Origin of the sequence: Cellulosimicrobium sp. Marseille-Q4280 (assembly GCF_943181405.1) — a bacterium.
Taxonomy (GTDB): domain Bacteria; phylum Actinomycetota; class Actinomycetes; order Actinomycetales; family Cellulomonadaceae; genus Cellulosimicrobium.
The window spans coordinates 44,410-59,804 of sequence record NZ_CALPBY010000001.1 but is presented as its reverse complement, the minus strand read 5'-3'; the positions used below and the strand labels follow the sequence as shown (position 1 = coordinate 59,804).

The 15,395-nt window shown below is 75.1% G+C and carries 13 protein-coding genes; 9 read left to right on the top strand and 4 right to left on the bottom strand.

What is annotated here, in order from left to right; genetic code table 11:
* Positions 1-31: 31 nt before the first annotated feature.
* Positions 32-1,183, bottom strand: coding sequence for a multicopper oxidase domain-containing protein (locus tag NFS20_RS00255; RefSeq protein ID WP_251149757.1), 1,152 nt, complete (start codon positions 1,181-1,183; stop codon positions 32-34).
* Between the two features lie 524 nt (positions 1,184-1,707).
* Here NFS20_RS00255 and NFS20_RS00250 point away from each other — a divergent pair.
* Positions 1,708-2,817 (top strand): saccharopine dehydrogenase family protein, encoded by a 1,110-nt coding sequence (locus NFS20_RS00250; protein ID WP_251149756.1) that lies wholly within the window; start codon positions 1,708-1,710, stop codon positions 2,815-2,817.
* Between the two features lie 86 nt (positions 2,818-2,903).
* Entirely contained in the window at positions 2,904-3,542 is a 639-nt protein-coding gene (locus NFS20_RS00245) for a hypothetical protein (protein WP_251149755.1), read from the top strand.
* 131 nt (positions 3,543-3,673) lie between these two features.
* Here the strand turns inward: NFS20_RS00245 and NFS20_RS00240 are convergent, their stop codons facing one another.
* Together NFS20_RS00240 and NFS20_RS00235 are read right to left on the bottom strand one after the other, a co-directional pair.
* The gene (locus NFS20_RS00240; RefSeq protein ID WP_251149754.1) at positions 3,674-4,540 is read right to left on the bottom strand and encodes an alpha/beta fold hydrolase; all 867 of its coding nucleotides are present in this window, start codon (positions 4,538-4,540) and stop codon (positions 3,674-3,676) included.
* A gap of 178 nt (positions 4,541-4,718) precedes the next feature.
* A complete protein-coding gene (locus NFS20_RS00235) occupies positions 4,719-5,264 on the bottom strand; it encodes a hypothetical protein (RefSeq protein ID WP_251149753.1) in 546 nt (181 codons plus the stop codon).
* A 132-nt stretch (positions 5,265-5,396) separates the two neighbouring features.
* On the opposite strand from NFS20_RS00235, the gene NFS20_RS00230 reads away from it, so the two are divergent.
* The 4 genes from NFS20_RS00230 to NFS20_RS00215 all read left to right on the top strand — a co-directional run bounded on the left by NFS20_RS00230 (position 5,397) and on the right by NFS20_RS00215 (position 10,899).
* Positions 5,397-6,623: a hypothetical protein gene (locus tag NFS20_RS00230; RefSeq protein ID WP_251149752.1), complete on the top strand. Its 1,227-nt coding sequence runs from the start codon at positions 5,397-5,399 to the stop codon at positions 6,621-6,623.
* 98 nt (positions 6,624-6,721) lie between these two features.
* Positions 6,722-7,441, top strand: coding sequence for a histidine phosphatase family protein (locus NFS20_RS00225; protein ID WP_251149751.1), 720 nt, complete (start codon positions 6,722-6,724; stop codon positions 7,439-7,441).
* Positions 7,442-7,781: 340 nt separating this feature from the next.
* Positions 7,782-8,747 (top strand): glycoside hydrolase family 19 protein, encoded by a 966-nt coding sequence (locus NFS20_RS00220; RefSeq protein ID WP_251149750.1) that lies wholly within the window; start codon positions 7,782-7,784, stop codon positions 8,745-8,747.
* Between the two features lie 214 nt (positions 8,748-8,961).
* Complete coding sequence (locus NFS20_RS00215; RefSeq protein WP_251149749.1) at positions 8,962-10,899, top strand: glycerophosphodiester phosphodiesterase; 1,938 nt, start codon at positions 8,962-8,964, stop codon at positions 10,897-10,899.
* A 120-nt stretch (positions 10,900-11,019) separates the two neighbouring features.
* Here the strand turns inward: NFS20_RS00215 and NFS20_RS00210 are convergent, their stop codons facing one another.
* The gene (locus tag NFS20_RS00210) at positions 11,020-11,859 is read right to left on the bottom strand and encodes a VOC family protein (RefSeq protein ID WP_251149748.1); all 840 of its coding nucleotides are present in this window, start codon (positions 11,857-11,859) and stop codon (positions 11,020-11,022) included.
* A gap of 154 nt (positions 11,860-12,013) precedes the next feature.
* Here NFS20_RS00210 and NFS20_RS00205 point away from each other — a divergent pair, with 154 nt between their 5' ends.
* The 3 genes from NFS20_RS00205 (at position 12,014) to NFS20_RS00195 (ending at position 15,270) form a co-directional block, all read left to right on the top strand.
* On the top strand, positions 12,014-12,199 hold the full coding sequence (locus tag NFS20_RS00205; protein WP_251149747.1) for a hypothetical protein: 186 nt from the start codon (positions 12,014-12,016) through the stop codon (positions 12,197-12,199).
* 340 nt (positions 12,200-12,539) lie between these two features.
* Complete coding sequence (locus NFS20_RS00200) at positions 12,540-13,658, top strand: endonuclease/exonuclease/phosphatase family protein (RefSeq protein ID WP_251150547.1); 1,119 nt, start codon at positions 12,540-12,542, stop codon at positions 13,656-13,658.
* Positions 13,659-13,956: 298 nt separating this feature from the next.
* On the top strand, positions 13,957-15,270 hold the full coding sequence (locus NFS20_RS00195) for a ScyD/ScyE family protein (protein ID WP_251149746.1): 1,314 nt from the start codon (positions 13,957-13,959) through the stop codon (positions 15,268-15,270).
* Positions 15,271-15,395 lie beyond the last annotated feature (125 nt).

Here is a 15,395-nt window from a genome sequence, read left to right as displayed (position 1 = left end):
TGGTACGGCTCCTGGTGGTGCGGGAACCGGGTCAGTGGTCGGTGTGCACCGCCAGCGGCGGCAGGCCCGCCACGCCGTGGTCCGTGGGGGCGGCGTCCGCCCCGGGCTCCGTGGTCGCCGTCGTCCCGCTGGACGTGCCCGACGCCGCGTGCCCGCCGTGCGCCTGGAAGCGGTCGATGGACTCCTGGGCACCGGTCGGCATGCTGCCGTCGGCGTTGCGGACGAGGAAGATGCCGGCCATCCCGCCGTCGGCGTGGAACTGGACGTGGCAGTGGTACATCCACGCGCCGGCCCCGACCCCCAGCCCGGCGACGACCTGGAACCCGAACGCGTCGCCGGGGTTGAGGTCGCGGTTGTCCACGACCTGGGTCACGTCCTCACGCCCGGACAGCAGACCGGTGCGGTTGTTCGCCCAGCGGTGCGCGTGCAGGTGGAACGTGTGGAACGTGTTGCCGTGCCCGATGCAGATGAACTCGACGCGCTCCCCGAGGTTCGCCTCGAACATCGGCGTGTCCGGAGCGGCCTTGTTGTTGATGAGCATGTCGTTGAACACGACGGTGAACTGCTTCTCGGGCAGCACGTCCCCGACCCGGCGCACGACGAGCGCGCCGTACAGCCCGGCGGCGATGCCCGGCGTCCCGTGCTCGCCCCACGCGTGGTCGTGGTAGTGCCAGTAGCCGGCGCTCCCGGGCATCCAGATGCCGCGGTCGCGGCGCATCGGCACGGTCGACCAGACGTACGTGCGGGTCTCCCCCGGCTCGTTGAACGAGTCGTTGAAGGGGCTCCCGTCGCTGTTGACGTCGTAGTTCACGCCGTGGGGGTGGATCGACAGCCGCTGGTCGGTGGTGTTGACCAGCGTGATCTCGAGCGTCTCGCCCTCCCACATCTCGAGGATCGGGCCGGGCACCGTGGCCTTCCCCGGCTCGAGCCCGTAGCCGACGGTCCGGTCGTCGATGCGCTCCGCGTACATCGTGATCTTGCGGGTGCCGCTCGCCGCGGCGGCGACGGGTGCCGCGGCGGTCGAGCCTGCGGCGGCCGCGGGCGCGGCCGCGACGACGCTGCCTCCCGAGCCGAGCACGAGCGCCGCCGCGGGGCTCGCGGCGACGACGCCGGCCCCGACGAGCAGGGAGCGTCGGGACAGCGGCTTCGTGGGGGACTCACCGTCTGTCGTCGGTGCGGACATGGTTCTCCTTCCGGACGGAGGCATGCCGAGTCGACCCGGCGCGTCGGCGCGCCGCGGCGTTCGGTGCCACGTCTTTCGATCGAGCGGTCGCGGGCCGGGGCCCGTGCCGCGAGGGCACGACTGAGGACGCGGGGTCGTTCCCGCGCTGGAGGTACGTCGGAGGCGTGATCAGGTTGTCGGACGGGCGGGGCGCACCGCGCGGTGGGCAGGTACCCGAGCCGCGAGGAGGTCCAGGGCCAGCGAGGGCCGTGCCGGTGCACGCCGCGATGCGTGCGGGCCGGCGGTCGGTCCGGACGCCCGGCTTCCCCTGGGCCCGACGTCCGGATCCCCCGGTGGATTCCAGGGGCAACTGAGATTCATCACACCCCACCTAGACAGCGGTGTCAACAGGTGTACGGAAGTTTTGTCGCCAACGCGCAAAAGTCCCCTGTCGATCGACAGAGCGCTCAGCATGTGGGAGCGATGCCACCTCCGCAGGCGGCTGGGAGCGCGCGAGGACGCCGTCGCGCTCGTACGCTCACCGGATGCAGCGGATCGTCCTGCTCGGCGCCACGGGATACACCGGAACGCTCGTCGCGCACGAGCTCGTGCGTCTCGGGGCGCGCCCCTTGCTCGCCGGGCGGTCGCGCGACAGGCTGGCGTCGCTCGTCGACGACCTGACGAGCGTGACCGGTCCGCGGCTCGAGACGGCGATCGCCGACGTCGACGACCCGGCCACGGTGCGCGCGCTCGTCGAGCACGGCGACGTGCTCGTGTCGATGGTGGGTCCCTTCGTGCGGCACGGCGGCCCGGCGATCGAGGCTGCGATCGACACCGGCGCGGTCTATCTCGACTCGACCGGCGAGCCCGCGTTCATCCGCGACGTCGTCGAGCGATACGGCCCGCGTGCCCACGCGGCGGGCACGGCGCTCCTCACGGCGTTCGGCCACGACTGGGTGCCCGGCAACGTCGCAGGCGCCCTCGCGCTCCGCGAGGCGGGTGACGCCACGACGCGGCTGAGCATCGGCTACTTCGGCAGCGGCGGGGGCGGCATCAGCGGTGGCACCCGGGCGAGCGCGGCGCGGGTCGTGCTCGAGCCGTCGTACGCCTTCCGCGGCGGGCGCCTGCGCGCGGAGCGGGTCGGCGCGCGGGTCGTGACCTTCGAGCTCGGGCACGGACGGCGGGTCCGGGGCGTCTCGGCGGGCGGCACCGAGCCGTTCACCCTGCCGGCGCTCGCGCCCGGTCTGCGCGACGTCGACGTCGTGATCGGCGCGAGGACCCCCTCGCTGCGGCTCGTGCCCGCGGCGACGGCGGTCCTCACCGGCGCGCTCCGGGTCCCCGGCCTCGGCCCCCGGGTGCGCCGCGTGCTCGAAGCCAGGTCGACCGGCTCGTCCGGCGGCCCCGACGCCGCGAGACGCGCGCGGTCGCGGAGCCACGTGGTCGCCGACGCCCGCGACGCCGACGGCGCGCTGCTGCGGCGCGTCCGCCTCGACGGGCCGGACCCCTACGACCTCACCGCCCGGTTCCTCGCGTGGGGTGCTCTGCGGGCGGCCGAGGACGGCGTCCGGGGTACCGGCGCGCTGGGTCCCGTCGACGCGTTCGGCCTCGACGCGATGCTCGACGCGCTCCGCGAGGCAGGCGTCCGCATCCGCTGAGGCGGGAGGTCGTCCACCGCCGACCCGGGACGTCGCCGTCGGCCGACCCGGGCCGACGCGGTCCACGGATCCGGGACACTGGTCCCGTGACCCGCACCGCTCGACCCGTGCCCGTGCACCGGCGCGCGATGGTCTGGACTCGCGTGCGCCGCGGAGTGCGCGGCCGCGAGCGCCTCTCGCCCTTCGTGGACTTCCTCGCGGTGCTGCTGATCCTCGTCGCCCTGCTCGGCGGGTGCGTGGTGCTGTCCGTGCTGGCGCTGCGTGCCGAGGAGGGGTTCGCCGGGTTCGTGGCCGCCCTGGCGGCGCTCGGGTTCGCGTGCGGTCTCGGTCTGTACGTGCGCGCCCCGCTGCGCGGGTCGGTCGTCCTGCGACCCGACGGGGTCGAGCTGCCGACGGGTCGCACGGAGACGACGCGCGTCGTCGTGCGCTGGGACGACGTCGCCGACGTGCGGGTCGTGCCGGGCGAGCGCCGTCCGTCCGTGGCCGTGGACCTGCACGACGGGGCCCGCATCGTCCTGGCCGAGGGCGAGGACCTCCTGCGGGCGCGCGCGCCGGGTGCCGCACCAGACCTGGGCGCCGTCGACCTCGTCGACGCCGAGGCGGTCGCGCTCGTGCTGCGCCACCTCCTGGACCACCCCGACGACCGCTCGCTCCTCGCCGCGCGCCAGGGGCTGGGGATCGTCCTCGCCTTCTCGCGCCCCGTCTACGGGACGACGGAGCCCTGAGATCGACAGCGAGACGTGAGATCGGCAGAAGGACGTGAGATCGGCAGAAGGACGCGAGATCGGCAGAATGACGTGAGACCGGCCCTCTGGAGGACCGGTCTCACGCCGCACTGCCGATCTCGACGCGCGGGTCAGCCCGCGAGCACCTCGCGCAGGGTCTTCGCGAACGCCGCGGGGTCGTTGTCCGGCGACCACTCGCTGACCATGAAGCCGCCGTGGTCGCCGGGGAACGTCACGGCCTCGACGCCGAGCGCCCCGGCGACGGCGACCCCGCCGCGCCAGGCGAGCGTGCCCTCGCCGTCCGCGCTGACCGCGGGGACGATCCGCACCCCGGACGACCGCAGGGCCTCGACGTCCGGCGCGTACAGCGGCTGGGCCGCGAGGTTGCCGTACAGCAGCACGTCGTCGCGGGAGCCGTCGTCCTCGGTCGGCATCCCGAACATGGCGGGGTCGGGCGCGGGGCGGTCGAGGTAGTCGGCCGGCAGCGGGCCGACATGGCTGATGAGGGCGATGAACTTCGCCATCGCCGGCCCGTACCCGTCCCGGTGGTAGGTGGCCACGATGTCGAGCTCCGCCGCGTCGGCGACCTCGCGGTCCTCGAGCACGGCCGTGAGCGGCGGCTCGTGCGCGACGAAGGTGCGCAGGTCCTCCGGGTGCTGCTCGATCCAGGACAGGCCGACGATCCCGCCGCCGCTCGACCCGAAGACGTCGACCGGGCCGATGCCGAGCGCCTCGACGATCCGGTGCAGGTCGTCCGCGTGCAGCGGCATGGTCACCTCGCCGCCGGGCGCGAGCGTGCTGCGCTCGGCTCCGCGCGGGTCGTAGAGGACGACGGTGCGGTCGCCGAACAGCTCGGCGAGCTGCGTGAAGCCGGAGGCCCCCATCGGCGAGCCCATGACGACGAGCGGCGGCTGGTCGCCCGGGGTGCCGGGCTCGATCACGTCGTAGGTGAGGACGGCACCGGGCACGTCCAGGGTGTGGGTGGTGCGCTCGCTCATGTCAGCCTCCGCGTCGTCGGTCCTGCTGGCCCGGCCGCTCTGCGCGGCGGGTCGGCGTTCATGGACGGTAGACGCGGGGACCGACGAGAACTGATCGGCCTCGGTTGCGGTCGTCGCGCCCGGCTCGCCTCCGCGGGTCCCGCGGGCTCGGCGGTCGTCCGCCGGGACGGCGTGCGCGTCAGGCGGCGCCGGACGCCACGATCGCGACGACGACGCCGAGGACCGCCACCACACCGCCGAGGATCGCCGCCCCGAGGGCGACCTTCGACCGCCCGGTCATCCGCAGGCGCAGCCCGAGCGAGCTCGCCGCCTCCCGGATGATGCGGCGGCCGTGGACCGGCGAGAACGCGTAGGCGACGACGGCGCGCAGCCGCCCCTCGTCGTCGAGCCCGACCCGGATCTTCGCCGAGTACGTCCAGCTCGTCCCGTCGAACCGGGACGCCGAGAGCACCCCTCCGAGCCGTGGCTGCGGGCCGTGCGCGCCGACGACCCACTCGACCTGCGTCCGGCGTTCGAGGATCGAGTAGCCCGGCCCGTCCGGCTCGACCCGGACGACGAAGTCGTACGTCTCCCGCAGACCGCTGCGGGACAGCACGCCCCACCAGCGCGCGTCGGCGAGGTCGAGCTGCATCGTGAACCCGTCCGGGCGCGGGTCGACGATCCGGTAGGGCGTCTGCTCGAGCCGCTGCCCGACGGCGGCGGCGAGGTCGGCGGCGGTCGGCACGGCGCCCACCCTACGACCCGTCAGCCGGTCAGCTCCACGACGTGCCTGGTCGACCTCGCGCCCCTCCGGCGCCCGCCGGAGATGTCCGGCTCGACGTGCTTCGTGACACCCGGGTGCCACTACCCTCGCAGGATGCCGTCATCGAGGACCGCCCCTCCCGTCGCCGTCGCCGGACTGCTCACCGCGCTGCTGTGGCTGCTGACGGGCCAGGCCGCCGACTGGGTGCACGCGAACGCCACCTACCTCGTCCACGGCGCGATCGTCCGGACCGTCCTGCCGCACCCGACCGGCCTCGTTCTCGGCGGCGAGCCGCTGACCGGGAGCGCGGTCCTCACCGCGGTCCTCGCGGGCGCCGTCGCCGCGCTCGGCACGTTCCTCGCGGTACGGCGCCTCCCGCTGTGGACGGGCCGCTGGGCGGCCTTCCTCGCGGTGTGGTTCACCGTGGTGGCGGCGGCCGTCGGCGCGGGGACCGCGCGCTGGTTCTCGGGCATGACGCTGCCGTGGACGGCGGAGCGCACGTCGGGTCTCCTCGGCGCGCTCGTGGACGGGTACTGGGGCCTGGTGAACGGCTGGGTGGTGGGCCTCGCCGTCGTCGTGACGCTCGCGCTCAACGACCGGCGCGACGACCCGGCGGGGTCGCGGCACGCGCGCGCCCTGCCGCACGTGCGGATCCTGCCCGCGGTGCTCACGGCCGTGGTGTCGGCGGTCGCCGTGTGGGCGGGCGCCGGGCTCGCGCGCCAGGTGCTGCTCGCGACGTCGTGGGCGCGCGACGTCCTCGGCCCGCTCGACGGCCGCGTCCCGCCGCCCGCGATGCGCTGGGGCGAGAGCCCGCAGGACCTCCTCGACCAGCCGGTCGAGCTGGGGCTGCTCGGCGTCGTCGCGCTCGTCGTCGGCGTGCTCGTGGCGCTCGCGACGCGGCGGCTGCCGCCGGCGACCGGCCGCGTCGCGCTGGGGCTCGCGGTGTGGTTCGCGTGCGTCGCCGCGGCGGCGACCGCCGCCGCGGTGCGCGAGGTGGCGCACCGCCTCGAGGTGTTCGGGTCGCTGTCCGGACCGGACCTGAACCAGGTGCTGCCCCCGGTGCAGGACGCCCTGGCCTGGGGCATCGGGCTCGGCTGGGTCGTCGCGCTGCTGACCGTCCTGGTCCACCGGCACGCGGGGACCGTCGTGCCGGAGGGCGTCCCCGTCGAGGACCCCTGGCCCGCTCCGGCGCCGGTGGCCACGGAGGACCCCGCGGTTCCGGACCACGGCGAGGAGGGCGAGGACGCGGCACGGGACGAGCTGGCGCAGCGGGACGAGCAGGTGCAGGGCGAGGGCGCGGGGCAGCGAGCGCGCCCGGTCACCGACCGGACCCCTGCCTGACTCCTCCCGGACCCCTGCCCGACGCCGCCCGGTCACCTCGGCGCGCTAGCGTCGCGGTCGACCGCGACACCGGGAACCACCGGAAGGGCACACCGACGATGACCCTCACGATCACGCTCGTCCGCCACGGGCAGACCGTCCTCAACGCGCGCCGCCATCTCCAGGGCGCGTGCGACTCCCCCCTCACGCGCACCGGCCGCGCCGGCGTCCGCGTGACGGCGCAGCACCTCGCGCGCCACGACTTCCACACCGCGTACTCCTCGCCGCAAGGCCGGGCCGTCCTCACGGCGATGGAGATCCTGCGTCACCACCCCGACCTGACCATGACGGTCGACCACGACCTGCGCGAGCTGTCGTTCGGCACGTTCGAGCGCCGGCCCGAGCACGAGCTCGACGCGGTCGAGCCGTGGTCCGAGCTCGTCCCCGCCGTCCTCGCCGGCACCCACCCGGGCGTCGGCGGGGGAGAGCCGGGGGCAGACTTCATGGCCCGCGTCGCCGCGGTGTTCGACCGCATCGTCGCCGCGCACGACGACGCCGCCCGCCCGGGTGCGACGCAGGACCGGGACGTGCTCGTCGTCGGGCACGGGCTGACGCTCGGCGCCTACCTCGCGACGCTCGACCCGACGTGCCTCGCCGCGCTGCCGAACGCGTCCGTCTCGACGGTCGAGGTGACCGACGGCACCGCGCGCGCCGTCTCGGTCGGCGTCGACGTCGCGGGCCACGGCTCGGTCGCGGCACGGCCCGCCCCGCTGCCCCCGGGCGGCGTCCCGGTCGACCCCTCGGTGGTCGCCGCGCGCTCGGCGACCGTGCCGGGCTAGAGCCGAGCACGGAGGCACGTCCCGTCGCCCCTCGCACGAACGGGCCGAGGTGGGACGGCGCCGGGACGGGAGCGCGGCAGCCGACCGGGACGCACGGAGAGCCCGGCGGGAACGACGGCGCGCGCGGGTCGTGGCGGGTCTGGCGGGAGGCCGCGAGGAACGAGCGGTCGGATGGTAGACCCGCGCGCGCCGTCGTGGACGCCGGGCGGACGGAACGCCACGGGAGCCGGGCGACCGGACGCGGGACGGACGACTACGGGGTTCCCCGTACGGGGGTTGTCCATCCCAGGGCGGGCGGCACAGGCTCGTCGGTGACCCGATCCCGACGAGAGGTGCACCGATGCACTCCCCCGCTCAGACCCGTGTCTCCCGGCTCCCGGCCCCGCTGTCCCGGCCGCTCGCCGCGCTGCTCGCGCTCACCCTGGCGCTCGTCGCTGCGCTCGCGCTGACCACGGCCGGCCCGACGCCGTCCGCCCAGGCCGCCACGGCGTGCGCCCCCGCGTGGAGCGCGGGCGCCGTGTACACCGGTGGCGCCGTCGTGTCGCACGGCGGCCAGAACTGGCGCGCAGGCTGGTGGACCCAGAACGAGCGCCCCGGCACCACCGGCGAGTGGGGCGTGTGGCGCTCGCAGGGCGCGTGCGCCGGCACGACCGACCCCGGTGGCCCGACCGACCCGGGCACGCCCGGCGGCTTCGTCGTCAGCCGGGCGCAGTTCGACCAGATGTTCCCGAACCGGAACCCGTTCTACACGTACGACGGCCTGGTCGCGGCGCTCTCGGCCTACCCGCAGTTCGCGTCGGCGGGCGGCACGGAGATCGCGAAGCGCGAGGCCGCGGCGTTCCTCGCGAACGTCAACCACGAGACCGGCGGCCTGGTCTACGTCAAGGAGATCAACACGGCCAACTACCCGCACTACTGCGACCGTTCGCAGCCGTACGGCTGCCCCGCGGGCCAGAGCGCGTACTACGGCAAGGGCCCGGTCCAGCTGAGCTGGAACTACAACTACAAGGCTGCGGGCGACGCGCTCGGCATCGACCTGCTCAACAACCCGTACCTCGTGGAGACCGACCCGGCCGTCGCGTGGAAGACGGGCCTCTGGTTCTGGAACACGCAGTCGGGCGCGGGCACGATGTCCGGGCACCAGGCGATCGTCGGCGGCGCCGGGTTCGGCGAGTCGATCCGGTCGATCAACGGGTCGATCGAGTGCAACGGCGGCAACCCGGCGCAGGTCCAGTCCCGCGTGACCGCGTTCCAGCGGTTCGCGCAGATCCTCGGCACGACGACGGGTGCGAACCTGTACTGCTGATCCCGACCCCGGGAGGCGCGCCGGCGCCGGTCGCCCCACCGACGCCGGCGCGCCCTCCGGACGATGAGCTCCCGCGGTGCCCGGACGGCCGGCCGGCCGGTTCGGGACGTCACCCGACCGACGCGCGGTGTTCGTCCGCTCGTCGCGCGGGGGCCACCCGGTGTTCCTAGCGTCGTCAGGGCAACCGTCAGCACGACGCCTGGAGGACCCGACGATGACCGTCACCACCACCCGCCCGACCCGCAGACCCGCCGCGAGGCGCTCCGGCCTCGCCGCGGCGCTCGTCGCCGCCACGGTCGCCGCCGGGACGCTCGCCCCCGGCGCCGCCGGTGCCGCGTCGCTCCCCGCCGCTCCCGGTGCCGGCGCGGTGCCCGCCGTGCTCGCCCTGGAACCGGGCGACGTCGTGCTCACCGAGACGTTCGACGGCGACGCGCTCCCCGCCGGCTGGACGCCCGTCCTCGGCGACTGGCAGGTCCGGGACGGCCGGCTCGTGGGCGACGCGCCCGACGGCTCCTCGCCCGCACGCATCACGTTCGGCGATTCGCTCGAGAACTACCGCCTCGAGGCGACGCTGCGCTTCGAGCAGGTCGACAACGCCTCCCGCTGGGCGGGCGCGATCCTCGACGTCGCGCCCGACGGGGCCGTGCCGTGGTGGCAGGCCGTGCTGCGCAGCACCTCGACCGCGAGCAACGGCGTCGAGATCGCGCAGCGCACGCGCGCGAACGCGTGGAACGTCCCGTACACCGCGTCGGCGCCGTTCGACGCGGGCACCGGCCGCGACGTCGCGCTCGCCGTCGAGGTGCAGGGCGCGCAGGCGACGTGGGCCCTCGACGGCCGGGAGGTGCTCGAGGGTCGCATCGACCGGACCGACGGCGGCGCGCTCGGGTTCGTCACAGCAGGCGCCACCGTGAGCATCGACGACGTCAGCGTCACGGAGATCGAGCCCGCGTCCTGGGTCGGCGACGACGGCGAGCTGCCGGTCACGGTCGCCCACCGCGGCTACTCGTCGGTCGCCCCGGAGAACACGCTCGCCGCATACGCCGCGGGCATGCGCACCGGTGCCGAGTACGTCGAGATCGACGTGCACACGTCCGCGGACGGCGTCCCCGTGGTGAGCCACGACCAGACCGTCGACCGGACGACCGACGGGTCGGGCGACGTCGCACAGCTGCAGTCGTCGTACCTCGCCGGGCTCGACGCCGGCTCCTGGTTCAGCCCGGCGTTCGCGGGCCAGCGCCTGCCGACGTTCGCCGACATGCTGGAGCTCGTGGGGACCGGATCGTCGACGATGCTCCTCGAGATCAAGGGGCCGGAGACGTCCGCCGAGGTGGAGCGCGTCGTCGACATGATCGTGGACGCCGGGATCGAGGACCGCGTCGTCCTGCAGTCGTTCGACGTGAACGCTCTCCGGTACGCGCGCGAGCACGCGCCGCAGATCCCGCGCGGCCTGCTCCGTGGCGCGCTCGACGCCGACCCGGTCGCCGTCGCGCAGGAGCTCGGCGCGGTCATGTACAACCCGTCTGCGGCGGCGCTGCTCGCGCGGCCGGGCGTCGTCGGAGAGCTCAACGCGGCAGGGATCGCCGTCATGCCGTACACCGTGAACTCGGCGGCGGACTGGAAGCGGCTCACCGAGATCGGTGTCGACGGCGTCATCACCGACCGCGCCGGGGCGTTCGTCGGCTGGAAGGAGGCGCAGGGCCAGGCGGTCGACCCCCAGGCCCCCGCCCCGACCGTCAGCATCGTCAGCCCGGCCGAGGGCACCGAGGTCGAGCGCGGTCAGACGCTCGTCGCCGCCGCGTCGTCCACCGACGCCGACGAGGTCGTGCTCACGCTCGACGGCGAGCCGGTCGAGAACGGCGCCACGATCCCCGCCGGCGGCCTCGCGCTCGGCGAGCACACCGTCGTCGCGACGGCGACCGGCGAGGGCGGCGAGGCGACGGCGGAGCGGACCGTCGTCGTGACCGTCACCGCCGAGGGCCTGCGCGCCCGGCTCGCCGGGCTCGACGTGAGCACGGGCCAGCTCCAGCAGCTGCTCTCCGCCCTGGAACGCGAGGACTGGGACCGCCTCGTGCGCAGCGTGACGAAGCACGTGGACGACGACACGACGGTCGAACGTCTCGCCGCGGAGATCGACCACCTCGCGGCACGCTGACGCGCCACTGACGCACCACTGACCCGTTCGCCGAACCCCCGGGTTGCGCGGCGATCGACCGTCCGATCGCCGTGCGACCCGGGGTTCGGCGTTCAGGACGCGCGACCCGGGGTCCGTCCGTCAGACGGGCTGCTTCGGGGCGAACTGCGAGAGCGTGAGCTCGGCACCCTGCGGGTCGCGGACCACCGCATCGCGCGACCAGTCCGTCTCGACCGTCGACAGGACGGCCGCGCCCGCACGCTCGGCGGTCGTGACGGACGCGTCGCGGTCGGCGACGGCGAACGTCACGACGAAGCGCGCGGGGCCGTCGGCCCGCTCGATCCCGGCGGCGACGTCGGCGAACCCCGGGGGCAGCTTCGCCTGCCGCTCGTGGATCCCGGGGTCGGACGTCCGCGCCAGGTGGTCCCCGTACCCGGGCACGCGCACCATGCCGGCGCCGAGGTCGGGACTCACCTCCCACCCGAGCAGCGGCCCGTAGAAGTGCAGCGCCCGCTCGGGGTCGGGCGTCCGCAGGATGCTGAAGTTCCACGTCCCGGGCTCGTTGACGCGCTGGGCCCCGAGGCGTTCGTCCGGCTCCCAGAACCGGCACGTCGCGCCCTGGCGGTCGCGCACGACGGCCATCCGGCCCGCGGAGCCGACCGTCGTCGGCCCTGCGAGGACCTCGCCCTCCAGGTCCTCGACGCCTCGCGCCGCCGCGTCGACGTCGTCGACCGCGACGTACGTCACCCACTGCGCGGGCCCCTCCCCCGAGGCGATGGCCGCGACGGGCTGCCCGCCGAGCGACGCGACGACGTACCGGCCGTCCGTCCCGGGCGGGAGCCGGTCCTCGAAGGACCAGCCGAACACCGTGCCGTAGAACGCGAGCGCCGCGTCGACGTCGGGCTGCTCGGTGTCCACCCAGCACGGCACGCCGTGGGGATAGGTGCGCGGGACCGGTCCGCCCGGCTGCTGGTCCGTCATCTCGATCTCCGTCCGTGCCGCTGCGCGCGGCCCCGTCCCACCTTCGGCCCGTGGAGCCCGCCTCCGCAAGGGCCGGACCCTTCCCGCCGCGCGAGCACCGGGGTGCCGCCCTACGGTCAGGGTCCGACGACCTCGACACCCCGGAGGCACGACCATGTGGGCATTCTTCGGACGCCGGCTGCGCACGCTCGTCATCGTGGCCGTGCTCATCCCCGTCGCGACGCGGGTCGCGCGGGCGATCGCGGATCGCACGGAGGCGAAGCACGGCGGGCCGACGACGCTCTCGCGCGGGCTGCGCTCCGTCGACGGGCTGGCCCAGAAGGCCCGGCGGCTGCTCTGACCCGACGCCGGGGAGTCACCTCCCGGTCTTCCCGGCGTCACCCCGACCTCGTACGGTGGCGGGGACGATCCGTCGACGACGAGGGAGCCCGACCGTGACCACGAGTACCGCGCGATCCCGCACCACGACCCCCACCACGAGCCGTCCCCGCACCCGCCCGCGGACCCGCACGGCGCTGGCCGCGGCGCTCACCGCCACCCTGGCGCTGGGTGCCGTCGGCGCGTCGGCGGGGGCCGCCGTCGCCCACGGCGGCGGCCACGGGAACGGCGGCGGCCACGGCCACGGCCACGGAGGCGGGAGCGGGCCTGGCGGCGGGAGCGGGCACGGGAAGGGCGAGACGCTGCGCGTCGCGACGTACAACGCGAGCCTCAACCGCGCCGCCGCGGGCGAGCTGGAGGCCGACCTGTCGACGCCCGACGACGCGCAGGCCGCCACGATCGCCGAGGTCCTGCAGCGCACGCGCCCGGACGTCGTGCTCCTCAACGAGTTCGACTACGTCCCCGACCACCGCGCCGTCGACCTGTTCCGCGACAACTACCTCGAGGTCCCGCAGGGCGGCGCGCAGCCGATCGAGTACCGGTACGCGTACGTGGCGCCGTCGAACACGGGGATCCCCAGCGGGTTCGACCTCAACAACGACGGGACGGTGGGCGGCGGGGACGACGCCCTCGGGTTCGGCGTGTTCGAGGGGCAGTACGGCATGGCGGTCCTGTCGCGGTACCCGATCGACACGCGCGACGTCCGCACGTTCCAGGAGTTCCTCTGGAAGGACATGCCGGGCGCGCTCCTGCCGGACGACCCGGCGACGCCTGAGCCGGCGGACTGGTTCACGCCCGAGGAGCTCGAGGTCGTGCGCCTGTCGAGCAAGTCGCACTGGGACGTCCCCGTCCGCGTCGGCAAGCGCACCGTGCACGTGCTCGCCTCGCACCCGACGCCGCCCACCTTCGACGGCCCCGAGGACCGCAACGGCCGCCGCAACCACGACGAGATCCGCTTCTGGGCGGACTACGTCACGCCGGGCAAGGCCTCGCGGTACGTCTACGACGACGACGGCCGTCGCGGTGGGCTGCGACCGAGCGAGTCGTTCGTGATCCTGGGCGACCAGAACGCCGACCCGCTCGACGGTGACTCCGTGGACGCGGCGATCGACCAGCTCCTCGACCACCGGCGCATCACCGACCCGCTGCCCACGTCGGAGGGCGGGCCGGAGGCCGCCGCGCTGCAGGGCGGCGCGAACGCGACGCACGAGGGCGACCCCGCGTACGACACCGCGGACTTCGCCGACACCGCGCCCGGCAACCTGCGCGCCGACTACGTGCTCCCGTCGCGCGACCTGCGCGTGCGCGACGCCGGCGTGTTCTGGCCGGTCCAGGCCGACCCGCTGTCGCGGCTCACGGGCGTCTACCCGTTCCCGAGCAGCGACCACCGCCTCGTGTGGGTCGACGTCGCGGTGCGCTGAGCGCTCATCGCGTCCGGGATCTTCATCCGGGATCTCACCCCTCCGGCCGGGACCGGGCTCTGGCGCGGCCCCGACCGGAGGGTGCACACTCGTGGAGGCTCGTGCTCACTGCTGAGTCACAGCCACCTCTCACCGAAACTGCGGCCGGCTCCGCCGGCCCCCGGCACGGTCGCCCCGCGACGCGCGCCTCCGTCGTCCGGCCCGACGACATCCCTGAACACGCCCGGACCTCGCGTGCCCGCTACCGCGGGCCGTCCCCTTGCGGGTGTCGGGCACTGCCGGACCTTGGAGCACACCCATGAGACGCGTTCCCACCGTCCTGGCCGCCGCGGCCACGACGCTGCTGCTGGCCGCCACCCCCGCCGTCGCGCACGGCGGCGGCCGGCCCGAACCCCGCCCACCCACCGTCAAGGACGTCACCGGCGGGCTCCTCGGGCCCCTGAGCCTCGCCGTCGGCCCGCACGGCATCACCTACGTCTCGCAGGACTTCGCCGGGCTGCTCACGTCCGTCGCACGCGACGGGACCACCACCGTGCTCCACGGCGCGGAGGCCGGGCACGAGGTCGGGGGCGTGTCGTACGCGGACCGGACGATCACCTTCACCGAGACCTTCTACGGCGAGAGCGACACGTCGCTGTCGGCGGTGCTCAAGACGGTCCGGACGGACCGCGGCGGCACGCCCGTGGGCGCACCGACCGTGCTCGCCGACGTGCACGCGTTCGAGACGGCGAGCAACCCGGACGGGGACGTGACGTACGGGCTGCTCGAGACGGACCCGGCGTGCCTCGACCAGATCTCCGAGGACGCCTTCCTGCCCGGGACGTACACGGGGATCGTCGACGCCCACCCGTACGCGACGACGACCTCGCGCGGCACGACGTACGTCGCCGACGCCGGCATGAACGCGATCCTCGCGCACGACCGTCGCGGCCTGCGCACGGTCGCGGTCCTGCCACCTCAGCCCCTGGTCGTGACCGCGGACGTCGCGGGCCAGGTCGGGTGGCCGGAGTGCGTCGTGGGCGAGACGTACTGGTGGGAGCCCGTGCCGACCGACGTCGAGGTCGGGCCGCGGGGCCAGCTCTACGTGACCGCGCTCCCCGGCGGCCCGGAGGACCCGGACGTCGCGCGCGGTGTGGTGTTCACCGTCGACCCCTGGCGCGGCACCGTGCGCCAGATCGCGACCGGCTTCGTCACCGCCACCGACCTCGCCGTCACCCCGACGGGGACGGTCTACGTGGCCGAGCTGTTCGGCGGCAAGATCTCCGTCGTCGAGCGCGGCCGGCTCCGCACGCTCGTCGAGGTACCTCTCCCCGGCGCCGTCGAGTGGACGGGCAAGGGCCTCGTCGCGACGACGAACGCGCTCCCGGGCGAGGGCGCGCCGCCCGACGGCCGCGTCACCACCGTGAGCCTCGGCAAGACGAAGGGTCACGGGGGTCACGGCCGGGCCACGGGGGCCACGGGGGTCACAGCGGCCACGGCGGCTGGGGCTCAGGGCGTGACGACTGGCGGGGCGACCGGCACGGCCTCGGCGGCTGGTTCGACCGGGACCGCTGAGCCCGCCGGCCTGCCGGGGGGCGCCGTCGAGCACGACGCTGCTCACCGCCGAACATGACCTCGCGGTCGTTCTCACCCCGAGAACGACCGCGATGTCGTGCTCGGCGGTACCTCGCGTCGGCGGTACCTCGCGTCGGCGGTACCTCGCGTCGGCGGTACCTCGCGTCGGGGGTGCCTCGCGTC